General features: G+C 63.8%; 21 protein-coding genes. 5 read left to right on the top strand and 16 right to left on the bottom strand.

Annotation, left to right across the window (positions count from 1 at the left end):
• Nucleotides 1–50: 50 nt before the first annotated feature.
• From BM349_RS16890 to BM349_RS16835, 13 genes are all read right to left on the bottom strand, one after another.
• Complete coding sequence (locus BM349_RS16890) at nucleotides 51–1331, bottom strand: ABC transporter substrate-binding protein (protein WP_175525343.1); 1281 nt, start codon at nucleotides 1329–1331, stop codon at nucleotides 51–53.
• Nucleotides 1332–1423: 92 nt separating this feature from the next.
• Nucleotides 1424–2245 carry a carbohydrate ABC transporter permease gene (locus BM349_RS16885; RefSeq protein ID WP_217645687.1) on the bottom strand — a complete coding sequence of 274 codons (822 nt, stop codon included), beginning with the start codon at nucleotides 2243–2245 and terminating at the stop codon, nucleotides 1424–1426.
• Nucleotides 2242–3162 (bottom strand): carbohydrate ABC transporter permease, encoded by a 921-nt coding sequence (locus BM349_RS16880; protein WP_091708577.1) that lies wholly within the window; start codon nucleotides 3160–3162, stop codon nucleotides 2242–2244. Before BM349_RS16880 ends, BM349_RS16885 begins: the two co-directional genes overlap by 4 nt.
• A 109-nt stretch (nucleotides 3163–3271) precedes the next feature.
• On the bottom strand, nucleotides 3272–4303 hold the full coding sequence (locus BM349_RS16875) for a LacI family DNA-binding transcriptional regulator (RefSeq protein WP_175525342.1): 1032 nt from the start codon (nucleotides 4301–4303) through the stop codon (nucleotides 3272–3274).
• Between the two features lie 689 nt (nucleotides 4304–4992).
• Complete coding sequence (locus BM349_RS16870) at nucleotides 4993–6798, bottom strand: family 78 glycoside hydrolase catalytic domain (protein WP_254774013.1); 1806 nt, start codon at nucleotides 6796–6798, stop codon at nucleotides 4993–4995.
• Nucleotides 6774–7775 carry an alpha-L-rhamnosidase N-terminal domain-containing protein gene (locus BM349_RS18990; protein ID WP_254773965.1) on the bottom strand — a complete coding sequence of 334 codons (1002 nt, stop codon included), beginning with the start codon at nucleotides 7773–7775 and terminating at the stop codon, nucleotides 6774–6776. Before BM349_RS18990 ends, BM349_RS16870 begins: the two co-directional genes overlap by 25 nt.
• Nucleotides 7776–7830: 55 nt before the next feature.
• Nucleotides 7831–10314 (bottom strand): beta-glucosidase family protein, encoded by a 2484-nt coding sequence (locus tag BM349_RS16865; protein ID WP_091708572.1) that lies wholly within the window; start codon nucleotides 10312–10314, stop codon nucleotides 7831–7833.
• 43 nt (nucleotides 10315–10357) lie between these two features.
• Entirely contained in the window at nucleotides 10358–11218 is an 861-nt protein-coding gene (locus BM349_RS16860; protein ID WP_091708570.1) for an ATP-binding cassette domain-containing protein, read from the bottom strand.
• Nucleotides 11215–13065, bottom strand: coding sequence for a dipeptide/oligopeptide/nickel ABC transporter permease/ATP-binding protein (locus BM349_RS16855; RefSeq protein ID WP_091708568.1), 1851 nt, complete (start codon nucleotides 13063–13065; stop codon nucleotides 11215–11217). The genes BM349_RS16860 and BM349_RS16855 overlap by 4 nt, the downstream gene beginning before the upstream one ends.
• Complete coding sequence (locus BM349_RS16850) at nucleotides 13062–14003, bottom strand: ABC transporter permease (protein ID WP_091708566.1); 942 nt, start codon at nucleotides 14001–14003, stop codon at nucleotides 13062–13064. The genes BM349_RS16855 and BM349_RS16850 overlap by 4 nt, the downstream gene beginning before the upstream one ends.
• Before the next feature lie 70 nt (nucleotides 14004–14073).
• Complete coding sequence (locus tag BM349_RS16845; RefSeq protein ID WP_091708564.1) at nucleotides 14074–15603, bottom strand: ABC transporter substrate-binding protein; 1530 nt, start codon at nucleotides 15601–15603, stop codon at nucleotides 14074–14076.
• 82 nt (nucleotides 15604–15685) lie between these two features.
• Nucleotides 15686–16582 (bottom strand): TolB family protein, encoded by an 897-nt coding sequence (locus tag BM349_RS16840; RefSeq protein WP_091708561.1) that lies wholly within the window; start codon nucleotides 16580–16582, stop codon nucleotides 15686–15688.
• Nucleotides 16582–17049, bottom strand: coding sequence for a heme-degrading domain-containing protein (locus BM349_RS16835; protein WP_091708558.1), 468 nt, complete (start codon nucleotides 17047–17049; stop codon nucleotides 16582–16584). Before BM349_RS16835 ends, BM349_RS16840 begins: the two co-directional genes overlap by 1 nt.
• A 112-nt stretch (nucleotides 17050–17161) precedes the next feature.
• On the opposite strand from BM349_RS16835, the gene BM349_RS16830 reads away from it, so the two are divergent.
• On the top strand, nucleotides 17162–18199 hold the full coding sequence (locus BM349_RS16830; protein WP_091708556.1) for a Gfo/Idh/MocA family protein: 1038 nt from the start codon (nucleotides 17162–17164) through the stop codon (nucleotides 18197–18199).
• Here BM349_RS16830 and BM349_RS16825 read toward each other — a convergent pair.
• The gene (locus BM349_RS16825; RefSeq protein WP_091708554.1) at nucleotides 18196–18789 is read right to left on the bottom strand and encodes a TetR/AcrR family transcriptional regulator; all 594 of its coding nucleotides are present in this window, start codon (nucleotides 18787–18789) and stop codon (nucleotides 18196–18198) included. The two genes, BM349_RS16830 and BM349_RS16825, sit on opposite strands and share 4 nt — an antisense overlap.
• Before the next feature lie 141 nt (nucleotides 18790–18930).
• On the opposite strand from BM349_RS16825, the gene BM349_RS16820 reads away from it, so the two are divergent.
• Entirely contained in the window at nucleotides 18931–19563 is a 633-nt protein-coding gene (locus BM349_RS16820) for a TetR/AcrR family transcriptional regulator (protein ID WP_091708551.1), read from the top strand.
• A 59-nt stretch (nucleotides 19564–19622) separates the two neighbouring features.
• Here BM349_RS16820 and BM349_RS16815 read toward each other — a convergent pair whose 3' ends face one another.
• Complete coding sequence (locus tag BM349_RS16815) at nucleotides 19623–20255, bottom strand: TetR family transcriptional regulator (protein WP_254773963.1); 633 nt, start codon at nucleotides 20253–20255, stop codon at nucleotides 19623–19625.
• Between the two features lie 198 nt (nucleotides 20256–20453).
• Here BM349_RS16815 and BM349_RS16810 point away from each other — a divergent pair, with 198 nt between their 5' ends.
• On the top strand, nucleotides 20454–21263 hold the full coding sequence (locus tag BM349_RS16810) for an SDR family NAD(P)-dependent oxidoreductase (RefSeq protein WP_254773962.1): 810 nt from the start codon (nucleotides 20454–20456) through the stop codon (nucleotides 21261–21263).
• 1169 nt (nucleotides 21264–22432) lie between these two features.
• Here the strand turns inward: BM349_RS16810 and BM349_RS16805 are convergent.
• A complete protein-coding gene (locus BM349_RS16805) occupies nucleotides 22433–23065 on the bottom strand; it encodes a TetR/AcrR family transcriptional regulator (protein ID WP_091708545.1) in 633 nt (210 codons plus the stop codon).
• 140 nt (nucleotides 23066–23205) lie between these two features.
• Here BM349_RS16805 and BM349_RS16800 point away from each other — a divergent pair, with 140 nt between their 5' ends.
• Nucleotides 23206–24732, top strand: a complete 1527-nt coding sequence (locus BM349_RS16800; RefSeq protein WP_091708542.1) for an ABC transporter substrate-binding protein — start codon at nucleotides 23206–23208, stop codon at nucleotides 24730–24732.
• A gap of 117 nt (nucleotides 24733–24849) precedes the next feature.
• The gene (locus BM349_RS16795) at nucleotides 24850–25782 is read left to right on the top strand and encodes an alpha/beta hydrolase fold domain-containing protein (protein WP_091708540.1); all 933 of its coding nucleotides are present in this window, start codon (nucleotides 24850–24852) and stop codon (nucleotides 25780–25782) included.
• Nucleotides 25783–26108 lie beyond the last annotated feature (326 nt).

Here is a 26108-nt window from a genome sequence, read left to right as displayed (position 1 = left end):
TTCCCCGATTACCCGGAGGGCGCCTCGAGGCGCCCTCCGGGCCGGACCGGTTACTTACCCGCGAAGGCCTCGTCCATCCGGTCGAGAACTTCGTCGATCGTCGCCTGACCGATGAGGTGGGCCTCCACCTCGTCTTGGTGGACAACTTGGACATTCGGATTCGGCCAGTCGTTTCCCGGGAACTCTACGAATCGCCCAGTCGCGATCGCTTCGCCGAATCCAGCCAATTCTGCGGGCGCTTGAAAACTGCTGTTGGGAATCGCTGGGACGACGCTGAGCGCGGTGGCGAACGCGTTGATGTTCTCGGGCTCGGCGATGAAATCGATGAACGCTTGCGCAGCGGCGGGGTTCTTTGCCTTTGACGCCGCGACGAAGACGTAGCCAGGTGCGGCCGGGTAATACGTCTCGGACGCATCGTTGGTGGCGGGCAGAGCAGCGATAGTGAACGCACTCTCGGGTGCAGACGCCTGGATGGTCGGCAGTGCGAGGCCTACGTCCACCACGCTGAGCGCGTTCCCCGCGGCAACCTCCGCAAAGCCCTGGTCGCGTGTGCGCCCGGCGAAGCCTTGGCCAAAGCAGCCCGCATCGTTCATCGCGGAGTACTTCTCCACTGAGTCACGCCAAGGCGAGTCGGCGAACGTGGCTTCTCCGTCGACCTGCTGTTGTGTAAACGTCGGGTCGGGACCGTAGACGAGCGTCGCTGTGAGGGCGAGATCGATCATCTGAGGGCCAGCTGGGTCGTTAAGCGCCTGAGAGTACGCGTATACGCCCGCCTTTGCGGCAGCCTCGCAAAACGGAATCACCTCATCCCAAGTCTCGGGCACAGACAGCGTCAGCTCGTCAAGCTTGGTCTGGTTATAAATCGCAGCGAGCGACTGCACGGCTGTCGGATAGGCAAAGGTCTTGCCATCCAGCGCGACATCGTTTGCCCAGGTCTCCGGCACCTCAGACGCCCAGGACGAACTAGAGAGGTCCAACAGATGATTCTGTGAAGCGAGCGTTCCCACACTCATCACATTTGTGCCAGCAGGTCCCGGGAGCGCCAGAAACACGTCGGCAACCGTTCCCGCCTGCACCTGAGTGGGTACCACGCTGATGACATCTGCCGTACCGACGTAGCTGGCTTCAACGTCCACGTCTGGATACTTGGTCTCAAAACCCTCGATCAGGGTCTCCAGCGCATCCCTGTAATTGGAGTCGTACAGAACGGTGAGTTTGCCGGAGATTTCCGAGTCCGATGTGGACGTCGGCGAGGGAGACGTACAACCAGCAACAAGGAGCGCTGGCAGTGCCAGACCTGCGACGGCAATCCATCGAGGCTTATTGATCATGATTCCTCCGTTGGAGATCGGATATTGCATTGGGTGTTGGTGCCGTACGCCGCTCGGCGAGCGGTGGACGATTACTGGTCGTATTCAGCGCATTAGCCTTTAAGGCCGCCCGCGAAGCCTTGAATCACATAGCGCTGAAATACCAGGTAGAGGAGCAGAATTGGAGCCATCGAGATGACCAATCCAGCGAAAACCAAGGGCCACTGGGTCGTATATTGGCCGACGAACTGGTACAGCGCGACTGGAATCGTAGCTGCCTGCGATCCGGTTAGGTATAGCAGAGGTGTTAGGAAGTCATTCCATGTTGTCACGGCGTTCAAGATCACAAGAGTTCCTAAAACTGGACGCAGCAACGGCACAACGATATGCGCGAACGCCCGAAAATCGCTGCAACCGTCGATTCTCGCGGCCTCCTCATACTCGGTTCCCAACGAACGCAAAAACGTCGCAATGAGAAAGATCGAGAATGGCATCAATAGCCCCGAGTAAAAGAGGATTAGCGAGCCAATGCTCCCCAATAGCCCAAGATCACGCATTGTGAAGTACAGCGGGATAAGCGCCACCTGAAAGGGAAGCAACAGACCAACGAGAAAGAAGGAGAACGTTGCCGACGAGAGGCGTGCGGTCGACCGCGCCAGTGGATACGCGGCCATGGTCGCGAAGATGACTACGAGGAAGCCGGACACGGTGGTGACGATCAAACTGTTCAAGATCGCCGGTCCGAGTGACGAGCGCTCCCATGCCTCGATGAAGTTCGCCGCCGTCGGATGGCTCGTCGGGATCAGCGCAGACGAAAGATCGGTGGTCGGTCTGATAGCGAGATTTATCAGAATGTATACCGGGAATATGAAGATCAGCGCGCTGATGTAGGCAAACAAGTGGCCAGGAATTGAACGACTGAATGAACGCATCATGCCCCCTTCTGGGATCGAAGGACGCGGAACTGGACGCTCGAGAAGATGGCCACTGCAATCGCCAACAACACGGCCAGAGCCGAGGCTTGTCCGTACTCGCCCAACATACTGAATTGCTTGTAAATCAGAGTCGAAATAGTCTCGGTTGACCCTGCTGGCCCACCCTGTGTGGTGGCGTAAATCTGATCGAAGATCTTCAACCCGCCGATGAGGCTAAGCATGAGGTTGATCGTGATCGCGGGAGCCAGGTAGGCCCGAGTCACATACCAGAATTTGGCCACACTTCCGGCGCCGTCGAGGGCCGCAGCCTCGAGCACTTCCGCAGGCACGGCCTGCAGTCCGGCGAGGTATATCACCATTGCGCTGCCGGTGAACTGCCAGACCACGACGAGGATGACCACCCAGATGGCCAACTGGGGATCGCCCAGCCAAACCTGTTGGAAACTGCCGAGCCCGATGGCGACGAGAATGTCGTTGACCGCGCCGATCCCAGGCGGTCCGAAAATGTACTTGAACAGAAAGCCGCACACAAGTGGAGAGACGATCACGGGCGCAAATATGAGAGTGCGGAGAACGTGTCGCCCGAAGATCTTTCCATCAAGCACCAGGGCGAGAAGCAACCCCGCCGCATTCATTAGCAGCATCGTCGCGAGAGCGATGATCAGAGTCTGCAGCACCGCGCCGCCAGCATCGCCACGGAAGATCGCGATGTAATTGTCCAGCCCATTAAAGGTGCGCTGGAGGCTAAACGCGCTCCAGTCGGTGAAGGACAAGATGGTTCCCTGAATCGACGGCACTATCACGACCACTACGTAGGTCATTGCAGCGGGCAGGACCAGCCACCACAACGAACGACCAACTCCCCGCGTCCTGCGCAGTGGTGCGGCTCCGTGCGGAGTGCGCGAACGAGTCGACATTGACCATCCTTCTGTGTCTGTGAAGCACAGCGTATAACGTTCTACGTTGCAGGTCCAACCTGTTTAGGCCTCGAATCGGTAACGATCAGTCGATCAGTCGAGTGGGTGCTCAAGCCACAGCTGTTGTTGAACGCGCGAGGAACGTCGGCACGATCAGTTGGTGGGAGGATTTGTTACGCCCTGCAATCCGCGACAACAACAGCTGCGCGGCAACGCGTCCCATCTCGAAGCCCGCCTGGTCGACAGTTGTCAGCGACACGAGCCCCAATGCCGACATGGGTGAGTTGTCGTAACCAACCACTGACATGGACTCAGGCACAGACACTTGACGGTCCCCGAGCTCGCTCATGATCCCGAACGCAGTTACGTCGGCACCCGCAAAGACGGCGGTTGGACGCGGATGCAACTCGAGCAGGGAGCGCGCTGATTCGCGGCCGCCCTCCAAACTCCAGCGCCCATCGATGACGCGCAGGTTTCTACTAAGTCCCGCTGCGGTCATCGCAGCCAGAAAGCCCTCGAGCCTAACTGATTCAGGAAGATGCTCATCGACAACGAGTTTCCGGTTTGAGACCATCGCAATTGATCGGTGCCCTAGTCGTGTGAGGTACTCCACGACCTGACGGGCGCCATCCGCATCGTCCGAGGCCACGGAATCAAGCCGCGAACTATCGCTGTGGCGTCCGATGAGGACAGTTGGGATCTCGCTGGCATCTTCCTCCAGCTGCGGGTCCGCGGCGCGAGGCACGACCAGTACCGCACCGTCCATCTGGTAGTCGACGAACCCATCCAACACCCGCTTCTGGGATTCGACAGTCACTCCGGCCGGGCCAATCAGAAGCTCATACCCCGCCGGCTCGAGCACCTGCATCAGCCCGGCCGTGAGCACAGCGAAGAAAGGGTTCTCGATGTCGGGCAACATAAGGCCGACCGTGAAGGTGCTGCCCCGCATACCTCGGGCCGCCCGGTGCGGCCTGTAGCCCAGCTCCCGCATGGACTCTCGGACCCGATGGTGCATCGAATCGCTTGTCCCATATGCGTTGCGAAGGACCTTCGACGCGGCGGCGACCGACACGCCCGCATGGCGCGCCACGTCAACGATCGTGACACGCGTACCGCGTTTCCCTTGATCCTCGCTTGGCACTTCTACAGTTTGGCATCTACCCGTCGGGATGGAGGCCATGGCGGACGGGCTAGACCACGCGGGATCCGCACGGCGAACGAACCCCGCCGCAACTACCAGTCGTACGCACCCATCGTCTGATATCTCGAGAACGGGATGGCGTAGTCCAATCACGGGCCTCAACAGCACGCGGATTCGACGGCACCCGGTCGCGCCGATGCCCCCCCCCCCCCCCCCCCCCCCCCCCCCCCCCCCCCCCCCCCCCCCCCCCCCCCCCCCCCCCCCCCCCCCCCCCCCCCCCCCCCCCCCCCCCCCCGGTTAGGTCTGTGATGTCCGTGGCCGAATGGTCATCAATAGCCAGTCCGCAGCTCCGATGTTCTGAAGCGGACGGATCGAGCAGGAATTAGTCCGTGCCAATCGACGTCAAGGCATCGGGCTCGACGATTGATAAGTGCCAAACGACGACGTGGGAGTCTGCTCCTCCCTTTGTCGCGTACCCCCTTGCAGCCGGGCCCAGGACGCCCGGTCGCGCCCGGGTTCCGCCTCGAGGCCTACCGGCACCGCGCAGCAAAGACGCTCTCCTTCCACGCTCCCTAAACCGATCGCACTCTCGGTCTGCACATGGTGCCCAGGCGCGAGCAGCGCTCGTATCTACAACGGCCGGTGTGATGGAGGAGCGCGCTTCCGACCGTCACCCCCCTGGCCGAGCATCACTCTCCCTCGACAGATCGAAGTGCCTCTTCCACGGCGTCATACACCTCGGCCGGTGCGAACAATAGCGATTGTCGGATGCTGCGGCCTTCGAGCCACTCTGTCTGAGTTCTGAATGCATCAGCTCGGCCGGGGTCGATTCTTGTTAGTGAGCCGAGCACCGCCGCGTACGCGGCACTGTTGTCAATGATCGCGGCGGTAGACGACTCCAGCGACAGTTTCCCGAACACGGCTCGATGAGGTGCGTCGAACGTAAAGCTATGGCGCCCGGCGCCGACCGTGAACTCGGACTGCCCAGGCAGTGACACGATCGCGGAGGTATTAGCAGGCACTACCGCCGACACCGATATGTATCCATCGGTTCTCTTCCACGACACTCGCGCATCCCCATACGGTGTGCGATGACTTGCCTCCGCCCAGTCGAGTCCTGCGATCGGACGCGGCGCGACGAGTAGTCGTCGGTACCCCGGGTCGGCGGGCGCGAGGCCGGCAATAGTGCGATGCATCCAATCCGCAACCGCGCCAAGTGCATAGTGATTGAACGACGTCATTTCGCCTGGATTCACGGTCCCGTCCTCGAGCATCGAGTCCCATCGCTCCCAGACGGTAGTCGCCCCCATCGTGACGGGGTACAACCACGAGGGGCAGTCGGTCTGCATGAGGAGCCGCCCCGCAGCAGCGAGATGACCACCGTCGGTAAGTGCATCTGCAACGAGCGGGGTTCCGAGAAATCCGGTACCGATCCGATACCCGTCGCGGCGAACGAGAATTGCGAGCCGATCCGCGAGCTTCGCGCGTACGGTCGGATCGGTCACGAGACCGAAGCGGAGCGCGAGCGCGTAGGCGGTCGGCGCGTCGGAGAGCATGCGTCCGGCCGGCGTGACGTATTCGTCGCGGAACGCCGCGCGTGACCGTTCGGCCAGGGCGGCGTAGTGTGCCGCGTCCAACTTCTCGCCAAGGACCGCCGCGGCATCCGCGACGATTTGGAGGGACCGTGCCAGGTAGGCAGTGGCCACGACGTCCGAGTCAGTCTTGGCCTTGTCGGGGCGGTCCGGCGGGGAGGAAGGGTCGAGCCAATCGCCGAGCTGGAGCGTACCCGCCCAGAGAGCGGAGTCACCGTTCTCGTCCAGCACGGCATCAACCCAGGCCCGCATGCTTTCGTATTGGTCCCGCAATAGGCCGAAATCGCCGTACCGCTGGTAGAGCACCCAGGGGACCACGGTGGCCGCGTCGCCCCAACCCGCGATGGCACCAATGAACGGTCCCTCAAGCGTTGCCGGAACGACGACCGGTACGACACCGTCGAGGTGATCCTGCTCGCGGGCGAGGTCACGCAACCATGACGCGAGGAATGCCTCGGAATCGAACAGGAAGCTCGCGGTGGGAGCGAACACCTGGACGTCGCCAGTCCAGCCGAGGCGCTCGTCTCGCTGTGGGCAGTCAGTCGGGATGCTGAGAAAATTGCCGCGCATGCCCCAGACCACGTTCTCGTGCAGCCGGTTCAGCAAGGGGTCCGATGAGGCGAAGCGGCCGGTGCGAGTGAGGTCACTGTGCACGACCACCGCCGTCACCGCCGCGGGGTCGAACGCTCCGGGCCAGCCTTCGACAGTGGCATACCGGAAGCCGTGAAATGTGAAGACCGGCTCCCACACGACAGGTCCGGCGCCGTTGAGAACCACGCTGTCGGTGGCTTCGGCCGCCCGCAGGGGTCGGGTGGCGAGTTCGCCGTCTTCCAGAACCTCGGCGTGGCGCAAAACTATGTGTGCGCCCGCTTCGCCATTCACACGGAGGCGCAGCCATCCCACCAGATTCTGCCCGAAGTCAAGGATCGTCTTTCCGGACGGCGAGGTGGTGACTTTCGCGACGGGAAGTTCCTGGAGGCGTCGGACGGGCGGGGCAATGCGCGCTTCGGGGATGGGCATGCTGCGCCGCCGACTCGGACGGGCTTCCACATGTGGTCGTCGAAGTCGGCGCGGGACCAGTCGGGCTCAGTCCGACGAAGATCGTGATGCTCGCCGGCGTAGATGCCGCTGCGTCTAATCGGTCCATCACCCGTGGCCCGCCATGTCCCGTCGGTCGGGACGATCTGGACGGCGCCCGACTCCAGCTCGAGTTCGATGTGGCCGGACAAGCTGGGTTGCTCGCCGTAAATCCGCTTCTGCTGCCCGTGGAACCCATACTTCTCCGTGAACCATGCGCCGGCGAGCCTCGCACCGATCGCGTTGGAGCCTGGACGGATGTGCGCGGTGATGTCGATGGTTTCGTGGACGAGTCGGTCAAGGTAAGCCGTCCATCCGGGGGCGAGGATTCCCGCGTCGACCGGTTGGCCGTTGAGTTCGAAGTCGGCGACGCCGAATGCGGTGAAGAACAGGCGTGCACGACGCACCGGTGCATCGACGAGGAAGGTTGTTCGCAACACGGCAGGCTGCGCTTCGTCGCTCGTGTTCGCAAGGCCGATCGGCACGCCGGGCCATGAATCGGTGAACGCGGCCTCGATCCGCAGGCTCTCGCTCCAGTCCGTGCTCGCCCCCTCCGTGGAGGTGGCGCGCACAGCGACACGGCGTATTTCGCGTTCGGCGAGCGGCCTGAATGGCCAGTCTACGAGCACGCTATCGGGGCCGTCCAGCCGCACGTCGCGACCATCGCTGCGCAACTCCGCGAAGGCTTGAACCCAGCCGGGCTCGGTGCTCTCGACAGTCCACGTCAGCCTCGGCATCGAGGTGGCGACAGCGGACGTGTCGTCCCGCAGCTCGGCACGAAAACGCGCGATGGCGGCGGTCACCGGCGGCCACACGTGTTCGAACGAGTCCGGTGTGCGGAGGACCGAGCAGGCGGGTTCATGACGGGTTCCCGAGTTCGACGTCGAGGCTGAGCGGAAGGCTGGTCGCCGACGTTCCCACCCGCAACGTGTACACGCCCTTCTCGTATTGCCATCTCTCAGACCAGTAGGCCAGCAGTCGTGTCGGCACGGTGACGTCGACCGTCGAGATCCCTCCCGCGGTGACCCGTACGGGCGCGAAGCCCACGAGCCAGCGGACCGGGCGCTCGACGGTTGACTGCGGCATCTCGGCGAAGACTAGGACGACCTGTTTGCCGTCACGATCCCCGCGGTTTGTCAACTCCACCGTGACCTCGATGGTCGCGCCCAGTGCCGCCGACGGCGGCGCTGACGCGCCGACCAGGTCAATGCTGGTGTACCCGAGACCGTGACCGAACCAATAGGAGGGTGTCGCTTCGGCACGCAACCACGCTCGGTAACCGATGTGAATGCCCTCGTCGTAGGCGAGCTGGCCGTCGATCGGTGCGGTGGTTAGCACTGGGACGTCGGCCTGCATGGCGGGCCACGTGGTCGGCAACCGTCCGCCGGGTTCAGCGATCCCGAGCAGCACGTCCGCGATCGCGTGCCCGGCTTGCTGGCCGCCGAACCATCCGACCAGCACCGCGGCGACGTCGTTGCGCCACGGCATCAGGACCGGGGAGCCGGCGTTGACCAGGACGACCGTGCGGGGGTTTGCCGCGGCGACGGCGCGCACGAGGTCGTCCTGCCTGCCAGGCAGCGCGAGTGTGTCGCGGTCGAAGCCCTCGGATTCGACGCGTGCGTTGGTGCCGACGACCACGAGCGCGACGTCGGCGCTGCGGGCGGCTTCTGCAGCGTCGGCGATGAGCTGGTCCTCGTCGAACATGTGCGGGCGAGTGCCGACGTTCAGGGCGAGCGCCGCGGCGAACACATCTCCTCGCGTAGGTGACTCGTACACGAAACGCACGCTGATCGGTGTCCCGGCGACGAGATCGACTGCGGTGACGCAGGTCGCGGGTGAGAGGAAGGCTGCGCCGAGGTCGTCGCCCTCGGCCTCTGCGACGACGTCGATTGTGAGTTCGTCATCGATCCAGAATCGGCCGTGCCCGGTTGCGGCGAATCCGATGTCGATCCGTTCGGTTCGTGCAGGCGTAAAGGTGAAGGAGACCTCGACCTCGCGTGTCAGAGCGATGGGCGCCGTACCGCCGAACCAGACCAGTTCGGTCGCGCGGCGGTCTTCGTGGTAGATCTCTGTGCCCGCCGTGTCGCGGAAACTTACGCGAGCACCTGGTGCACCGGTTACCGGGTTGGTCATCCGCTCCACCGGGATGCCGGCAAGGCCGGTCTGGTTGATCGCTCCCACTGAATACACCACCTCGGCCCCGGGCAGCGCAGCGCGCAAGCCTTCGAGCGGCGACACCGTGTGTTCGGGAACGACGGTCGCGCTTCCGCCGCCCTGAGTGCGAATCGCATCGGCGTTGTTGCCGAGCACTGCGACACGTTTAAGGGCGGCGCCATTCCACGGAAGCTCGCCTCGGTTTTCCAGGAGCACCGTGCCATCCACCGCCGCCATGCGGGCGAACGCGGCGCCGTCCTCCGTGTGAACGAGCGGGGCTGGCGTGTGGTGTCCGAGTGCGCCAACGCGCTGTGCGAGCCGCAGCACACGACGTACTTTGCGATCGACGGAGTCTTGGCTGACGGTACCGATCTGCACGGCACTCACGAGCGCCGCGCCCCAGGGTCCGTCGGGTCCGGGCATGACGAGGTCTTGGGATGCGGTCGCCGAAGCGAGGGAGCGTACTGCGGTCCAGTCGCTGACGACGACGCCGTCGAATCCCCACTCGCTGTTGAGAGGAGTCTCCAGAAGCTCGCTCTCGGTGGCGGTCACTCCGTTGATCGAGTTGTACGCGCTCATTACCAGCCAAGCGCGCGACTCAACGATCGCCTTCTCGAACGCCAGGAGATAGAGCTCGCGCAGGGCCCGCCCGCTCACCTGCACGTCCACGGTGAAGCGGTCGGTTTCCGAGTCGTTCGCGACGTAATGTTTGGGGGTCGCCGCGACCCCGTTGTCCTGTAGACCGCTGACGTAGGCGGCGGCGAGCTCGCCGGTCAGTACGGGGTCCTCGCTAAACGCCTCGAAATGGCGGCCGCCCAAGGGTGAGCGGTGCAGGTTGACGGTCGGACCTAGGACGACATTCACGCCCTTGCGACGGGCCTCGAAGGCGGCGACCGCGCCGTAGCGGTACGCCATGGCGGGATCAAACGTGGCCGACAGGGCCGACGCGGACGGTAAGTTCAGCGACGGGGAGCGTTCGTCCCACACCGTTCCCCGCACACCAGATGGACCGTCGGAGAGGATCATGCTGCGCAGCCCGATCCGCTCGACAGGATGCGTGCTCCAGAAATCCTGTCCGGTGAGGATCTGCACCTTCTCCTCAAGCGAGAGCGTCTCCAGGGCGTCTTCGACCTCACGTTCGAGGTCACGGTGAGAATCGAGGTCACGGTGAGAAGTGGTTTCCGTCATGTGTCTCTTCCTGATGTCATCGGCAACGTCGTGGATGCGTCGCTCAGACCGCGTCGAGCCGGAGCGCCATCTCGTCCTGGCTGTCCAACAAACGGTCCCGGTCTGCGCGACGCTGCTCCTGCAACACTGGATCGGGCACGGGGGCAGCGAGCAGCAGTCGTCGGGTGTAGGGATGCTCCGGGTCGGAGGTGACCTCGTCGCCCGGGCCGTATTCGACGATCTCGCCTCGGTACATCACGGCGACCCGATGGCTGAGATGGCGGACGACCGCAAGATCGTGCGACACGAACAGGTACGCCACGCCGGTGGCGTCTTGAATGTCTTTGAACAGTTCGAGAACGCGCGCCTGGGTGGAAAGATCAAGGGCCGACACCGGTTCGTCGCAGACGATCACCCGGGGGTCCAACGCCAGCGCCCGCGCGATCGCGATGCGCTGGCGCTGACCGCCGCTGAACTCCCGCGGCAACCGTCCCGCGGCATTCGATGGCAATCCGACCTGGTCCAGCAGAGTCCGCACGCGGAGGGATGCGTCCGCCGCCGAGACCTTCTTCACACGCAGCGGCTCGGTCAGTGACTGCTCGATGGTGAGGGAGGGGTTCAGCGACGAGTATGGGTCTTGGAATACGACCTGGATCTCGTCCGAGAGTTTGCGTCGACTCCGGCGTGAGAGGTTGCCGATCTCCGCACCCCGGTACCGGATGCTGCCGCCGGTCACAGGTGCGAGTCCGAGGACAGCGCGACCGAGGGTCGTTTTGCCGGAGCCGGATTCACCGACCAGCCCGACGCACTCACCGGGCATGATGTCCAGTGATACGCCTTTCAGCGCGTGGAACGGCGGACGACGCCACCCTTTGGCCGGGTAGGCGACGTGGACGTCGTCGATGACGAGAAGGGGTTCGGTCACGCTCCGGAACCTTCCGTGATCGTGTGCCGGTCAGCGGCATGCTCGAGCGCGCCACGAGCGGCGCCGTCCTCGAGGATCGCGGCGAACAGTGACTTCGTGTAGGGGTGTCGTGGGCCGGCGAAGATGGACCGGACGGGTCCGGTCTCCACGATCAATCCGTTGCGCATCACCGACACCCGGTCGCACAGATCGGCAACCACCCCGAAGTTGTGGGTCACGAGCAGGATGCTCACGCCCAGTTCCTTCTGCAGCCCGCGGAGCAAGCCAAGGATCTCGGCCTGCACTGTCACATCGAGAGCGGTTGTCGGTTCGTCGGCGATCACCAGATCGGGTTCGCACGAGACCGCGCCCGCGATAAGGACCCGCTGCGCCATGCCGCCGGATACCTCGTGCGGGTACGCGGCGAAGGTCCGCGCAGGGTTCGGGATGCCCACCCGTGCCAGCAATTCCAGCGCCCGCTTCTTCGCTTCGGAGCGAGGGATTCTCAGCGCGATTACCATCGGCTCTACCAGTTGGCTTCCGATCGTGAAGGCCGGGTCCAGGTTTGACATGGGCTCCTGCGGGATGTAGGAGATGCGGCGGCCGCGGACCTTGCGCATTTCCGCGTCGCTGAGGGAGGCGAGATCCGTGCCGTCGAAGACCACGCTCCCGGCGACGATGCGTCCCCCGTCCGGCAGCAGCCGCAGGACCGACCACGCTGTCTGAGTCTTGCCCGACCCGGATTCCCCTATCAGCCCGTGCACCTCGCCGGCGCGGATGACCAAAGACACGCCATTAACGACCTGCGTCACACTCCCATTCGGTTGGTCATATCCGACCACCAGCGATTCGATCTCGAGCAGTTTCCGCCCCGGATTGATCTCTGCCTCCGCGTGCACGACAACATCTGCGGGCATATCCGTCGGTCGGGGAACGCGGCCCGAACGGACGGTGCGTGCCTTGCCTTTGCTACGCCGCTTCGTTCGGGCGGATCCGCTGCGCTCGAGCTCGTCGCGCAGCGCGTTCGCGAACAGGGCAAGCGCGACGGACGTGACAGCGATCGCGACGCTCGGCCAGACCAGGAGCAGCGGATTCCTGTACATGCGCGCGAAGGCGTCGTTGAGCATGTTGCCCCAGGTGGGCAGTGACAGATCCCCCAGGCCCAGGAAGTCCAGACCCGCCTGGATCGCGATTGCGATCCCCATCACGAACGCGAACTGGATGATGATGGGCGCGCGTACCACCGTAAGGATGTGCCGGCCGATGATACTCACGTCTCCGACACCCGACACCCGCGCTGCGTCCACAAAGAGCTCGCTGCGGACATTCACGACCGCGGTGTATACCAGCCGGTAGAAGGCGGGTGCGAGCAGGACGCCGAAGACGATCATCGCCAGCCAGAGCGAGGGGCCGAGCACGGCGCGTGCGGCGAGCAGGACCACAATGCCCGGCAGCGCCATGATCGCGGCCACCAGCCACGAGGACGTCGATTCGAACCACTTTCCGTAGTAGCCGGCGATCAGGCCGCCGATTACGCCGATCACCGCTGCGACGGTCGTTCCCAGGAGGGCCGCCGCCAGGCTGTACCGGGTTCCGTACAACAGGCGTGCGAGCAGGTCCCGCCCGGCACCGTCGGTGCCGAGGGGATGATCAGGTCCCGGCGGGGCAAGGAGATTTTGGATGTCAGCGAGATTCGGGTCTTGCGGCGTGATCAGCGGCGCCAGGATCGCGGCCAGCACGATGAGCGTGAGCACGATCAGCGCGGATAGCGCGGCGCCGTTGCGCAGAATCCTGCGGATCAGGTGTGAGCGGGCAGCCCGTTCCTCGGCGGCAGTGCTGGGCATGATGTTTGTGACGGCTTCGGTCATGACACGCGCACCTTCGGGTTGAGGAAGCCCTGGATCAGGTCGATGAGCAGGTTCACGATGACGACCAGTGCGCCGACCGCGACAACCAGCCCCATCACCAGCGGAACATCGCCCTGCGACGTCGCGGACACCGAGATCTGACCGAGTCCGGGGATTGCGAAAATCTGTTCGACGATGACCGCGCCGCCGACCAGTCCGATGAACTGCACCGCAAGCACGGCGAGCGCAGGCCCGCCGGCGTTGCGCAGCACGTGCTTATAGATGATGCGGTTGTCGGATAGTCCGCGACTGCGCAGTGTGCGGACCCAGTCTTGACGCATCGCGTCTATCACCGAGCCCCTGACCTGTTGCGCGATCGCGGCGATCGCACCAATGGAGAGAGCGATCACCGGGAGAGTCACTGAGCTGAGCCATCCGGGAAACGAGGCGCTGATCTGCACGTACCCGGTGGGATTGAACCAGCCCAGGTTGAGCGCGAAGACATTGACAAGGAAGATGGCGATGAGAAAACCGGGGATCGCGAATCCGAGGACTGCGACGACCTGGACGAGCCTGTCCGGCCAGCCGCGCTGGCGCGCGGCCCACACCCCGAGGAGTGTCGCGATGAGCCCGCTGAGAATGGTCGCTCCAATCACGATGGAAAGGGTGACCGCAAGCCGGGAAAAGATGGCCTGGCTGACGGGCTGGCTGGTGAACCAGGAGCTGCCGAAGTCCCCGGTTACCGCGTGCGTGAGCCAGTCCATGTAGCGGGTGACGACGGGTTGGTCGACGCCAAGTTGCTCGTTCTTGAGGGCGACGGTCTCGGTGGAGGCCCCCGGTCCCAGAATGCGGCGGCCGACATCGCCCGCGCCCAGGTTCAGGAGCAGGAACGCGACACTGGAGATCGCGAACAGGAGGATGACCCCGCTCGCAAGGCGGCGGAGAGTGAATTGGAGCAACGTCGGTCCCTACGTCCACGGGTAGTGGGCGCCGGGCCGGTAGAGGGGCCCGGCCCGGCACCCTGGTGAATCAGTTCTTCGGCTTGATGTTCCACAGGTATGGGTAGGAGTTGCCTACCTGCACAGTGAGCTCGGTGTTGGAATCGCTCACGAAGTTCAGCGCGGGTCGGAACCAGGGTGCGAACCAGGCCTGATCGACGATGTACTCGTTCAGTGCCTTGCCCGCTGCCTCGGCGTCCTCCTCAGTGCCGGTCTGCAGCTCGGCGATGTAGTCCTGCACAGTCGGGTCATCGGTGTGGAAGGGATTCCACGGCGCGTTCTTGTCGATCTCAAACTGCGACAGTTGCCAGTCGGTGGGATCGAGTTGTAGGCCCATCAAAGCGACAGCGTACTTCCCGCCGACGATGGCAGTGATGTAGTCGTTGACCTGGAGCTCCTCGAACGTGACCCGGACGCCGACATCGGCAAGCTGCTGTTGGATGAGGGCGAAGTTCGACGGGCCGAACGCTGCCGCGGTGGGCATTACGAGATCGAAACCGTCGCCATAACCCGCCTCTGCGAGAAGCTCTTTCGCCTTCTCGGGGTCGTAGGAGTACGTCTCATCGAGGGCGGGATCGAAGCTAGTGGAGCTCGTCGGAAACACCTGCTCAGTGACCGTCCCTTGGCCGGCTGTGAACGCCTGCAACATGGCGTCGCGATCGAATGCGTAGTTGATGGCTTGCCGCACCTTCGGGTCACCTAGGGCGGGATTCAGCGTGCCATCCCGATCAGCCAGTATCAGACCCCACCAGTTGTTCTCGATGGGACTGAGCGTGTAGCCGGCTGCGGTGATCTGGTCCAACGAGGTGTTGTCGATCGTCGTGGACGCGTTCAGCTGACCACCCTGAATCGCGTTGAGCAGCGACGTGTTATCGGCGTAGTAGTTCATGACAACTTTGTCGTAGTGCTGGTCGTCCGGGTTCCAGTAGTCCGGGTTCTGGTCGAACACGTAACTGCTTCCGACCACCGTCTCGTCCACGTTGAGCGTGTACGGGCCGGATCCGACCGGCACGGTCTCCACGTCCGCGTTCTCGAACGCGGCGGGGCTCTCCTGCAGGCCCGCGTTCTGGGTGAGGTAGGTGAGCAACGCCGGGTCGGGTGCTGTGAGGGTCAGCTCGACATGCGTGTCGTCGATCGCGGTCGCATCGGCCAGGTTCACAAGGAACGACGCGTTCGGCGAAGTACCGTCGCGAAAACGGAGAAGGTTCTGCGCGGCCGCGTCGGCATTGAACGGAGTTCCGTCAGTGAACTTCACATCGTCCCTTAGTGTGAGGGAGAGGACGGTGTTGTCTTCGTTGTACGACCATTCCGTCGCCAGATTGGGCTGGATGGTGCCGTCGGGGGAGGCTCTAAGAAGCGAGTCGTACACGGCCTGCATGTACGGCGACTGATTGGCCCAGTTGGCTCCCTGCGCCGAGAAGCTCGAGACCGGCGTGATAAGCCCGAGCGTCAGGGTTCCGCCTGAGCGGTCGGCGGGATCTGCCTCACTACCGGCTGCGCAACCGGTGAGGGCGAGTACGGCCGCCGTCGCGATGACAACCGCCTTCTTCCAGTGGAACATCTTCGTCCTTTCAAGCTATGCAACCCGTCCTCGGGCCATCTGCAAAGGACCATAGCACGAAACCCGAGGAACTCCACTGGTTTCAAATGTCACGAAACGGATACGCAACGTAGGCGAGGTTTCGGTTGTCGGATGCCCAGCTGTTGACGTTGATCGTCCCTTGCCCGCCGAAGAGCTCGACGAGCGTCCGCGGCGAGGACCAATCACCGTCGCGTACCAGGCGCAGTTCGACGAACTGATCGGCGGGATGCCCGACCGTGCCGGCTGGGTAACTCAGGTAGACGATCCCCCTGCCGTCCGGGGAGTGGTGCGGAAACCAGTTGACGCGTTCGTCAAAGGTCAGCTGCTCAAGGGCGCCGCTGCCATCGACCCGCAGACGCGCGATCTGAGCGTGGCCAGGCTCGTTCGAAAACGCCTCGGTGTTCAGATAGATCCATTCGCCGTCGGGGGAGTATTCGCTGCCGTCCGACGACCACGTGTCCGAGGTCAGCTGACGAGTTCCGGTGCCGTCGACGGCAACGGTGTAGACCGTGCCGTGACCCCAGGTTCCGTCGGCGCCCGGCTGGATGCCGGTATACGTGAGTGTCGTGGCGTCTGGGCTCACGCCATGCAGGAAGTGCATCCGCCCGCCGTCAGGGGGTGTGATACGCCGTACTGCGCCGCCCGCAGTCGAGGCTGCATAGATCTGCCAGTCGTTCGCAGAGAGGAAGATCTCGCCTGTCTTCGGCGACAGCACGTGGTCGTTGTTCAGGTCGGGAATCCCCTCGAGCGGGATGAGCTCGGGCACAGCCCCCGGTTCCGGCGTGAGCCGCCATAACCGCCCATCCCCGTTGAGCATGAGGTCGTTGTCCGCCGTCCAGTTAGGCGCCTCGAAGAGCATCTGCGAGGTCTCGTGGACCACGCGGGACTCACCAGTGCTGATGTCGATGACGATGATCTGGCAGACCTGGCCCGCGGCAAGGTCGCGCACGTATCGCATCAGCCGGCCTCCAGAAGGTCGCGCATACCCGCAACGACGAGGGCGTGATCATCGTCCGACGAAAGGCCGGCTGCTGTGACCGCGGCAACCACCCCTGTACCGGCCACGCGGACTGGCACCGAGCCGCCGGTGAGCGCAAACGCGGGGAACCGCAGCCAGCCCATCCCTGCTGCATCGATCCCGGCATCCGAGAATCGCTCAGCGACGAGAGCGCTGCTGCACTCCATACGGAAGACCGTGCGAGCTTTCGCGCCGATCCACGTCTCCTGGTCCGGGGTGGTACCCGCGAGCGTAGCCCTGAACAAAGTGAAGCCGGGGCGGCGTATGTCGATCGCCACACCGTGTCCGGCGGCGATCGCGGCCGCAGTGATGATATTGCCGAGGCGCCAGGCGTCAGCGTGGTCGAAGGACGCGAACACCAGCTCATCGTGTTGCGCCTCGAGTTCGGCGATTCTTTCGGCGGTCATAAGTTCCGTTTCGTTCGCAGTCGCGTCCGCATGGTGACGCAGCACACTGTGAACTTATCACTGGTCAGTTCTGGTGTAACCTCCCCCTAACGTGACCGCAAAGGAGCCCGTGATGATCCCCTCCGCCTTTCCGCAACCCGAGATCTTCTTCCCCGGTCAAGGCGAGCCCACCCTGCGCTGGGGGATCGTCGCCCCGGGTGGGATCGCGAAGTATTTCGCCGGTGCGGTGAACCGGGTCACTCAGCAGACGCTGGCCGCGGTGGCATCACGAGACCTGTCTCGGGCGGAGGCGTTCGCGGCCGAGCACGGAATCGAGCGCGCGTATGGGTCCTACCTCGAGCTCTTCGAGGACCCCGCAGTCGATGTGGTCTACATTGCAGCCCCGCAGAGCGAGCACCTCCACCTGGGGCTTGCGGCGATTGCGGCGAATAAGAACGTGCTCATCGAGAAGCCCCTGGCGACGAGCGGGGCGGACGCCCGCGCCCTCGTCTCTGCAGCACGCGCCGCCGGCGTCCTGCTGATGGAGGCGATGTGGAGCCGGTACCAGCCGCAGGCATCCGTGGTGCGAACTCTCGTCGCTGACGGCACCATCGGAGAGGTGGCCGGGATTGCCGCCGACCACGGTCAAGCGATCCCGATCGACCACGACAGCCGCCTTTACCGACGTGACCTCGGCGGCGGGGCGCTGCTTGACCTGGGCATCTACCCGATCCAGTTCGATTCGATGATCCTCGGCGCACCCACCTCGATCACCGCCGTGGGTGCGATGACCGCGACCGGCGTGGACGCATATGCCACGGTGGTCCTCGGCCACACCAACACGGTCCAATCGACGCTGACCACCTCGATGATCGCGCGCACTCCGAACACGGCGGTCATCGCCGGCACCGAGGGCCGGGTCGAGTTGGCAGGTCCCTTCCACATCCCAACCACGATCACCCTGTTCGACAACGATTTCTTCGGCCCGCGCCAGACATGGGAGGACCCGACCGGTGTGCGACTCATGGACGGTCTCGCCTGGGAAGCCACCGCACTGGCGCGCTACGTCGGCGAAGGCCGCACCGAGTCACCGCTGCACACGCTTGACGAGACCGTCTCGATCCTCGAAACGATCGACGAGGCCCTTCGACAACTAAGCTCGCAGCCCTAGCGGATCGGACGGGTGCGCAGGCCGGCGATCGCCGCCTCCAGATCCCGCGGCGCATCGATCGTCGGATCGACCAGGCCCTGTAGTTGCAATCCGTCAGCGAGCGCGATGAGTTTGCGTGACTCCATGTCGGCGTCGAGCGCGGAATCGATGAGGCCGGCGCTCTGCTCGAAGCTGATCGCGTCGCGGAGCAACTCGCGAACCGTGCGGAACCGCTCGACGAAGAATGCGTGGGCGGTGTGATCCGGATGCACCGCCTCAGCGGCGAGCGTCAGGTAGAGGTGCACGATACCGGGGATGCGTTGGTTGTAGCGGATTGCATCGGCGTACAGATCAAGTGTGCGGTCCGACGGCACCGGGCCGCCCCCAAAGACCTCGATGGTGTTTTGGTCCCACTTCTCTATCACCTTCTGCAGCAACTCCTCACGACTGTCGAAGTAGTACAGAATGTGAGCTGGCTCAACACCCAGCGCCCGGCCGATTCCCCGCAACGACGTGTTGCGATATCCATCAGCACCGAGCCTCTCCATTGCGGTGGCCAGAATTTGCTGACGTCGAGCCTTACCCTTCGCCGAGGTCCCCATGCGCGCCATGGCCACGATCCTACGGCGCAGGATCGGACGTGCAGGAGATGGCGACCACGTTGAAAGCGAGCGTCTCTACAGGTCACACCGGAGTGTGCTCGCAGTTATGCTGAAAGCCACACCTGACCACGACACTCCGGGAACGAGGACATGACCACAGCGACTCCCACGCGACGCCGCGGCACGGGAAAGCCGCGCGGCGTGTATGCCAAAACGGAGGAGAAGCGCCGGGCGATTCTCGACGCAGCCCTGGAGGTGTTTGCCCAGTCTGGGTATCGCTCCAGCTCGGTCCGAGAAGTGGCCGAGCGCGTTGGCATCAGCGAGACGGGCCTTCTGCACCACTTCTCGAACAAGAGCGCGTTGCTTGCCGCTGTTCTCGAGTTGCGCGACGATCGATCGCGGGATTTCTTTCCTCTAGGCGCCGATGTCCGCGGTCGTTCCACCATCGAAGGCATCCTCGAACTGGTTGACTACAATGCCTCTCAGCCCGGGGTTGTGGAGCTCTATTGCACCCTCTCCGCAGAGAGCACCTCCACCGATCATCCGGCCCACCAATACTTCATCGAACGCTACCAGTGGTCGCGCCAACTGATGGCCGACGCATTCACCGTCATACAGGCCGAAGGAGACCTGCGACCAGACGTCACACCAGCGAGTGCGGCCGCGCGCACCATCGCGACGATGGACGGTCTGCAGGTGCAATGGCTGCTCGAGCCGGACGCGATCGACATGGCCGCGGAGCTTCGCAACTTCTTTCGCAGCGTCGTCAGCTACGAGCTGTAGCGCTTCGCGCTGTCGGCGACCGATTGCAGACAGACGGTAACTGATCCGCGCGCCCGTCGTCAGCGACGCGGGAGTCCGAGACTCGCACCCACGTCGCCCGTCGTCCCGGACCGCGCGGCACTCCCCGTCGCGTTCAGCGCCCGAATCTTGCCGGCTCTCGGGCTCACCACCAGCATGGCAGCATCGAGAACGTCGCGGAGATCGGGTTCGGCGTTGTCGGCTGCCCACGCTTTCGTGGCCGCATCAAGACACCCCAGCGCCGCTGCGACAAGGGCTTGGGGTCGAGGATCGGTCGGGTCCGCCGGTCGGATCCCCAATCGCCGGGCGACCTCGGGGACGAGGAGAGCCTGCCAGTGCAGGGTCTTCTCGTAGTGTCGGGCCTCCAGTGACGGGGTCTCCGTCATCATCTTCGTGATCGCTCGCGCCGCCACAGGGTTGTGCGAGAACCCGACGACAAGGGGTTCCATGGCGCTCCGCAGGGCGCTCCATGGATCCTCGTCCCCGGGGCGTTCAACGAGCGCGGAGAACAACTGTTCGCCGAGGTCCACAAGCCCACCGGTCACGACGTCTTCCTTGGTCGGGAAGTAGCGGAAGAAGCTGCTCCGCGAGATCCCTGCCGTGGAGATGATCTGCTCGACAGTCGTCTGTTCGAACCCCTGCGCAGCAAACAGGCGAAACGCGATCTCTGCCACCTCGGCCTGCACGGCGCGTCGCGCCCGGTCGCGCAGGGTCGTGCGTCGTTCCGCGCTGGTTCCGTCTCCGACATTCGCCTCGCTCACACCCGAATCCTATCGCAGTGCCTCTCCTGATACTTAGTTCCACTTATGGTGTAGAGTACCAACCTAGCTAGCGGACGACTAAGGAGCAGGAAGTTGACACAGAAGACGATCGTGATCACCGGGGCGAGCGACGGGATCGGAGCGGCCGCAGCGCGCGCCCTCACCACGAGTGGACACCACGTCGTTCTCGTGGGGCGATCGGCCACAAAGACGGCTGAAATAGCCGCCGACCTCGGCACGCCCTACTTCCTTGCCGATTTCAGCGATCTCTCGCAGGTCCGCCACCTGGCCGCGGAAATTGCCGCGGCCTGCCCGCGCATCGACGTGCTCGCCAACAACGCGGGCGGCATCTTCGGCGACCGGCAGCTCACCGTCGACGGGCTCGAGAAGACGATGCAAGTCAACCATTTCGCGCCGTTCCTACTAACCAACCTGCTCATCGACACCCTTCTCGACAGCAGGGCCACAGTGATCAACACTTCGAGCCTCGCGTCCCGCGCAGCGGACATCGACGTGGACGACCTCACCTTCGATCGTCGATACTCGGCCAACCGCGCGTATGGCGCCTCCAAGCTGGCCAACGTACTCTTCACGAAAGAACTCCAGCGTCGCTACGGCGATCGCGGCCTCTCCTCGGCAGCCTTCCACCCCGGGATTATCGCATCCAATTTCGCCTCCGAGACAAACACCCTGTGGCGCTACCTGTACCACAGCCCGCTCCGGCGTGTCACCGGCATGCTCACTTCCGAGGAGGGTGCCCGAGATCTGATCTGGCTCGCCGAGACGACCCCGGGCGCCGAATGGACTCCCGGCGGATACTACGACAAGCACAAGATCGGGAGAACCAGCCCCCTCGCCGACGACCAAGACCTCGCCCGTGAACTCTGGGACCGAAGCGCCGAACTCATTGGCCTGCTTTGAGGACCAAGTGACCCGTGGTTGACTTCAAGAGGACGAGGAGTAGCTGCAGGTCGATGCCTACATCTCAAGACCCCCGACGTACCAGCGGCTCTGCTGATCGGCCGAATCTTCTCAGGACGCGTGAAGCGCGATTTGCTCCACCAACCCCCCTCACGCCAGGTCATCGCGGGAGAGATCTCGCCCATCTCGTTCTGCAGCGCATCACGGACCCGATCACGAACCCGGTCTTCGTGCTGCCAACTGGTCGACCTTGCTGCTGATCTGCCGGGCCCCTGGTTCCGTCGACCAGGCCGATGGCCATGGTGTTAACGCCCGCGTAGATGAAAGTGCCGGGGCATTCGGACAACTGCTTTGAGAGGTCGGACGGTTCACCATCTGCTTGTAATTCTTGTTCAGGTTGTGGGCCTGTCGACGATAGTAAGCTCCCTACTCTGGCGCGGCTGACGATTTTAGGGGCGTTCGTCGGCTCCGCAGGGTTGTAGGGCGGCCAGACGGGACGGTTGAGGAAGTTCGCGAACTCGCCGTTATAAGCCTGGGTTCGCGAAAACGGTACCGTTACATAGTCCACGCAGAGCAGTCGCTGCCGCCGTTGCTCCGGCCGGTCTCGCGTTGGGGCCGCTCCAAATTGCGTGCGACGTGCGTGATCGTCGCGGTCTCTCCAACATTGGGTTCGGCGGAGACGATTCCGCCGACCGTCCGTGCGACTTGCATGGGTTGAGCATCAGCCGCCGCTGGGATCGCGGCGAACTCTGTCGCGAGCAGACCGGTCCGCGCATTATCAAACGCTTGCGCCCTTCCCTGCACCGTCCGATTTCCGCGCGTCATCGCCTTCACTCGTCACGGTGGCGGTCGGGGCCAGTCGAACAGCTTGCTAACGAACGCACTCCATCTTTCGCGAGTCAGCGACGGGATCATGTCAGCCGCTCCCAGACCACATCGTCGCCGTCCAGCCGCTGCCACCATCCTCGTCGTGGGCGGAGTCTTCGTGACGCTGGTGGATCCCTTTCGACCTCCCGCGCACTCACCGCCCGGTTCTCAGGTTGCCGGGTGTCGCCCCCTACGACCGTTTATCCGGTCCGCCAAAGTAGGCGACATCCGTTCGCTTTATCCTGGCGGTCGTTTCGCGAGGAACGGCGAGTTCATGCGTGGGTCATTGTCGCTGCTCGCAGTCACAGGTCGAGGCGGGTGATCAGGCGGAGGAAAACGCGTAGTCGTTCTGCCATGTCGAGGACGGTCCGGTCGAGCAGCCATTGCACTTGCAGTCCGTCCATCAGCGCCATCGTCGCGTCGGCCGCCCACTCTGGCGTGACGCCGTCGGCGAGCTTGCCTTCGGCATCCAGTTGCTGGAGTGCGAGTCCCAAGATCGAGCGGACGGTCTCATATCTGCGGACGAAGTAGGCATGGACGGGATGGTCCTCGGAAGTGGCTTCCGCAGCGAGCGTCGTGTAGAGCTCGATGACTCCGGGCTGAGAGGCGTTGAAGCGGACGAGGGCGATCAGGCCGCGAATGGATTCTTCGCCGATCATGCGGTCCAGAGGGGCCAGGTCATAGGACTGCTTGTCGCGGTACACGAGGACGGCCTCGAGCAGTCCCGACTTTGTTCCGAAGTGGTGCAGGAGCGCCGGCTCAGTGAGCCCGACTTTGATGGCGACATCGCGAAGAGACCCAGAACGAAAGCCCCCGTCAGCAAACACCTCCAGCGCCGCGTCGATGATGGCGGCGCGGGTGGCCTCCGTCTTGGCGTAGCGGCCGCGGGGCTTTCCGACCGGCCCCGCAGCCGCCGGTGCTGTGTCCGCTGTCATGTCTCCTCCATCGCCGTGCGCCCCACAATATCCGTTGCAAACCTGGGTCTAAACTGAAAACTTAATGGTCATTAAGCTTTCGTGCTAGTCTCTCACAGCAATGCGGCCCATCGAGGGGTTGCCCGTAGGAAGGACCGACGATGCTCCGATGGAAGATCACAGCAACCGCGGCGCTCGTCGCCGCACTCGCGCTCACCGGCTGCGCAGCAGGTGGCGGCACGGGTGGAGATGACGCGACAGCCGCATCACTCACCCTCGGCGCGGTGACAGCACCCACCACTTTGGAGGCCTCCCAAGCCGCCTGGGGTGACCAGGCTCCGTTCATCCAGGCCGTCTATGACACCTTGCTCCTCGCGACTCCGGAAGGAACGATCGAACCCTTTCTCGCCACGGAGTGGTCCTATAACGAGGACAACACCGAGCTGAGGCTGACGATCCGTGACGACGTGGACTTCACGGACGGCACCCACCTGACCGCTGACATCGTGAAGCAGAACCTCGAGCGATTCAAGGCCGGCACTTCGACCGACGCGAGCTACCTCGCCAACGTCTCCACCGTGGCCGCCCCGGACGACACCACGGTCGTCCTGACCCTGTCGGCACCCGATCCCGCACTTCTGAACTACCTGACCCGCACCGCCGGCCTGGTCGCAAGCCCCGCGATGTTCGAGGATCCGGACGCGGCGACCAACCCGATCGGATCCGGCCCGTACATTCTGGACACGGCCGCGACAGTCACCGGAACGACCTACGTGTATACGAAGAACCCGGACTACTGGAACCCCGACCTGCAGCACTATGACAACCTCACGATCAGCGTGCTGTCGGACCCGACCGCCGCGCTGAATGCGATCAAGGCCGGCGAAGTCGACACGATGCGACTGCTCAGCAACGATGCGCTCGGCGAGATAGAGGGAGCAGGCTGGACGGTCTACGGGCTGGAGACCGAGTTTGCTGGCTTCCTGCTGCTGGACCGCGCCGGCACCATGAATCCCGCCCTCGGCGACGTCCGCGTCCGGCAGGCAATCAATCACGCCATCGACCGCGAGGGACTGCTCACCGCACTCCAGGGCGGACTGGGCACCGTAACAGAGCAGGTGTTCCCCACCACCTCTGCGGCATACGACCCGGCGCTCGATGAGACGTACGATTACGACCCGGATGCTGCCAAGATGCTTCTCGCGGACGCCGGGTATGCCGATGGGCTGACGATCCAGATGCCCAGCAACGCGGTCTTTGGCAACACCACCTACGTCCTTCTCGAGCAGCAGTTGGCCGATGTCGGCATAACCGTCGAGAACGTCGATGTCCAGCTCGGCAACTTCGCCGCCGACCTGCTCGCCCCGAAGTACGCGGCCAGCTACATGACGCTCGAGCAGAACCCCGACTGGCAGCTCATCCAGTTCATGCTCTCTCCGACCGCACTGTTCAACCCATTCCGCTACGAGGACCCACAGGTGAACGAGTGGATCCAGACGATCCAGTTCGGCGACGAGGCAGCACAGGATGATGCAGTGAAAGAGCTGAATGCGTACGTCGTAGACCAAGCCTGGTTCGCGCCGTTCTACCGCGCGCAGAACAGCTTCGTCGCGAACGCCGACACGATCGTCGAGCGGGTGCCGACCAACGTCTACCCCGCGATCTACGACATCCAGCCCGCCGGATAGACCACCGACGTCCGCGTCGCAGTCTGCTGAACTGTGAGGCGGCCCACCCGGGTGCCGCGATCGCCACTGCATCGATCGCGGCACTCCTCCTCTCGCAGTCCCGACAACGGAGCACGAATGACCGAATCTGCTGGCACGCACCTGGACGAATCGAAAAAGGACTTTCTCGCTCTAGTTGAGCCGCTGATCGTCGGGTGGAACGCCGAGACCGCTGAGATGCCGCACGCGCTGCTCGTGCAGCACTACACCGAGCTCGCCCAGATCTCCTTCCACGACGTCACCATCGATGGGCCTCACGGACCCATTCCGGCACGCGTCTATACCCCGGTGTCCGCTCCGCTGAGCACGTTCATGTGGATCCATGGCGGCGCGTTCGTGACCGGTGACCTGAACATGCCCGAGGCGCACTGGGTCAGCCTCAGCCTCGCCGCAGCCGGACACCGGATCGTCTCGGTCGACTACCACAAAGCGCTGGGCGGCACCCACTACCCCGTCCCCATGGACGATGTTCACGCCGCGTGGAAATGGGTGCACACCCAAGGGTGGAATGGTCCGTTACGGTTCGGCGGTGGCAGTGCCGGCGGAGCATACGCCGCCGCGCTGTCCGTGCGCCTCCGCGATGAAGGCGCACTCCAGCCGGATGCTGTGCTACTGGTATACCCGATCGTCCACCCGCAGCTTCCCGAGATGACAGACGAAATGAATGCCGCGACCGCCGGGCTGCCTGTGCGGGACAGCTTCAATCCGCGCATCATCGAAGGGATGATGTTCAATTACGCCGGCGAAACCGACGCGTTGTCTGACCCGCACGCCTTCGCTGGCGTCGCGGATTCGACCGGCCTGCCGCCGACGTTCATCATCAACTCCGAACACGATGTGCTACGCGCCTCCGGCGAGCGGTACGCACACCAGCTCAAGGATGCCGGCGTCGATGTGGCATGGGTAACCGAGATGGGATCGGACCATGGACAGCTCAATAGGCCCCTCGACCCGGCCGGCATCTCCTCCCTGACCCGTATCATCCGCTGGTTAGAAAGCCTTCAGGGCTGATCTCCGTCGATGCCGGAGGATGGTCGCTCGAGCTACGGACGTCGCCAAGGGCTGGGCACTATAGGTATAGTAAGCAATCCGACGGTGTACGGGAAAAACGCCACCCGCAACAGCACGGGCCATGGTCCCTCCACGCCCCAGATCGTCGCGCACGTGTGTGAGATCGCCCAATCGGAATCACCCTGTCTCTGCCGACATTCGAGGCGATCTGGGCGTTGCCGATCGAGTGATACACCACGCGATCGTTCGCGGTGTCATCGAGCCACTCCTCACGGCGCTGCCGAATATCAGTCATGTAAGTAAGCGTGAAGTCGCGCGTCGGAAAC

The organism is Microbacterium sp. cf046, assembly GCF_900114345.1.
In the GTDB taxonomy this organism is placed as follows: domain Bacteria; phylum Actinomycetota; class Actinomycetes; order Actinomycetales; family Microbacteriaceae; genus Microbacterium.
This window is presented reverse-complemented; position numbering and strand designations above follow the sequence as displayed.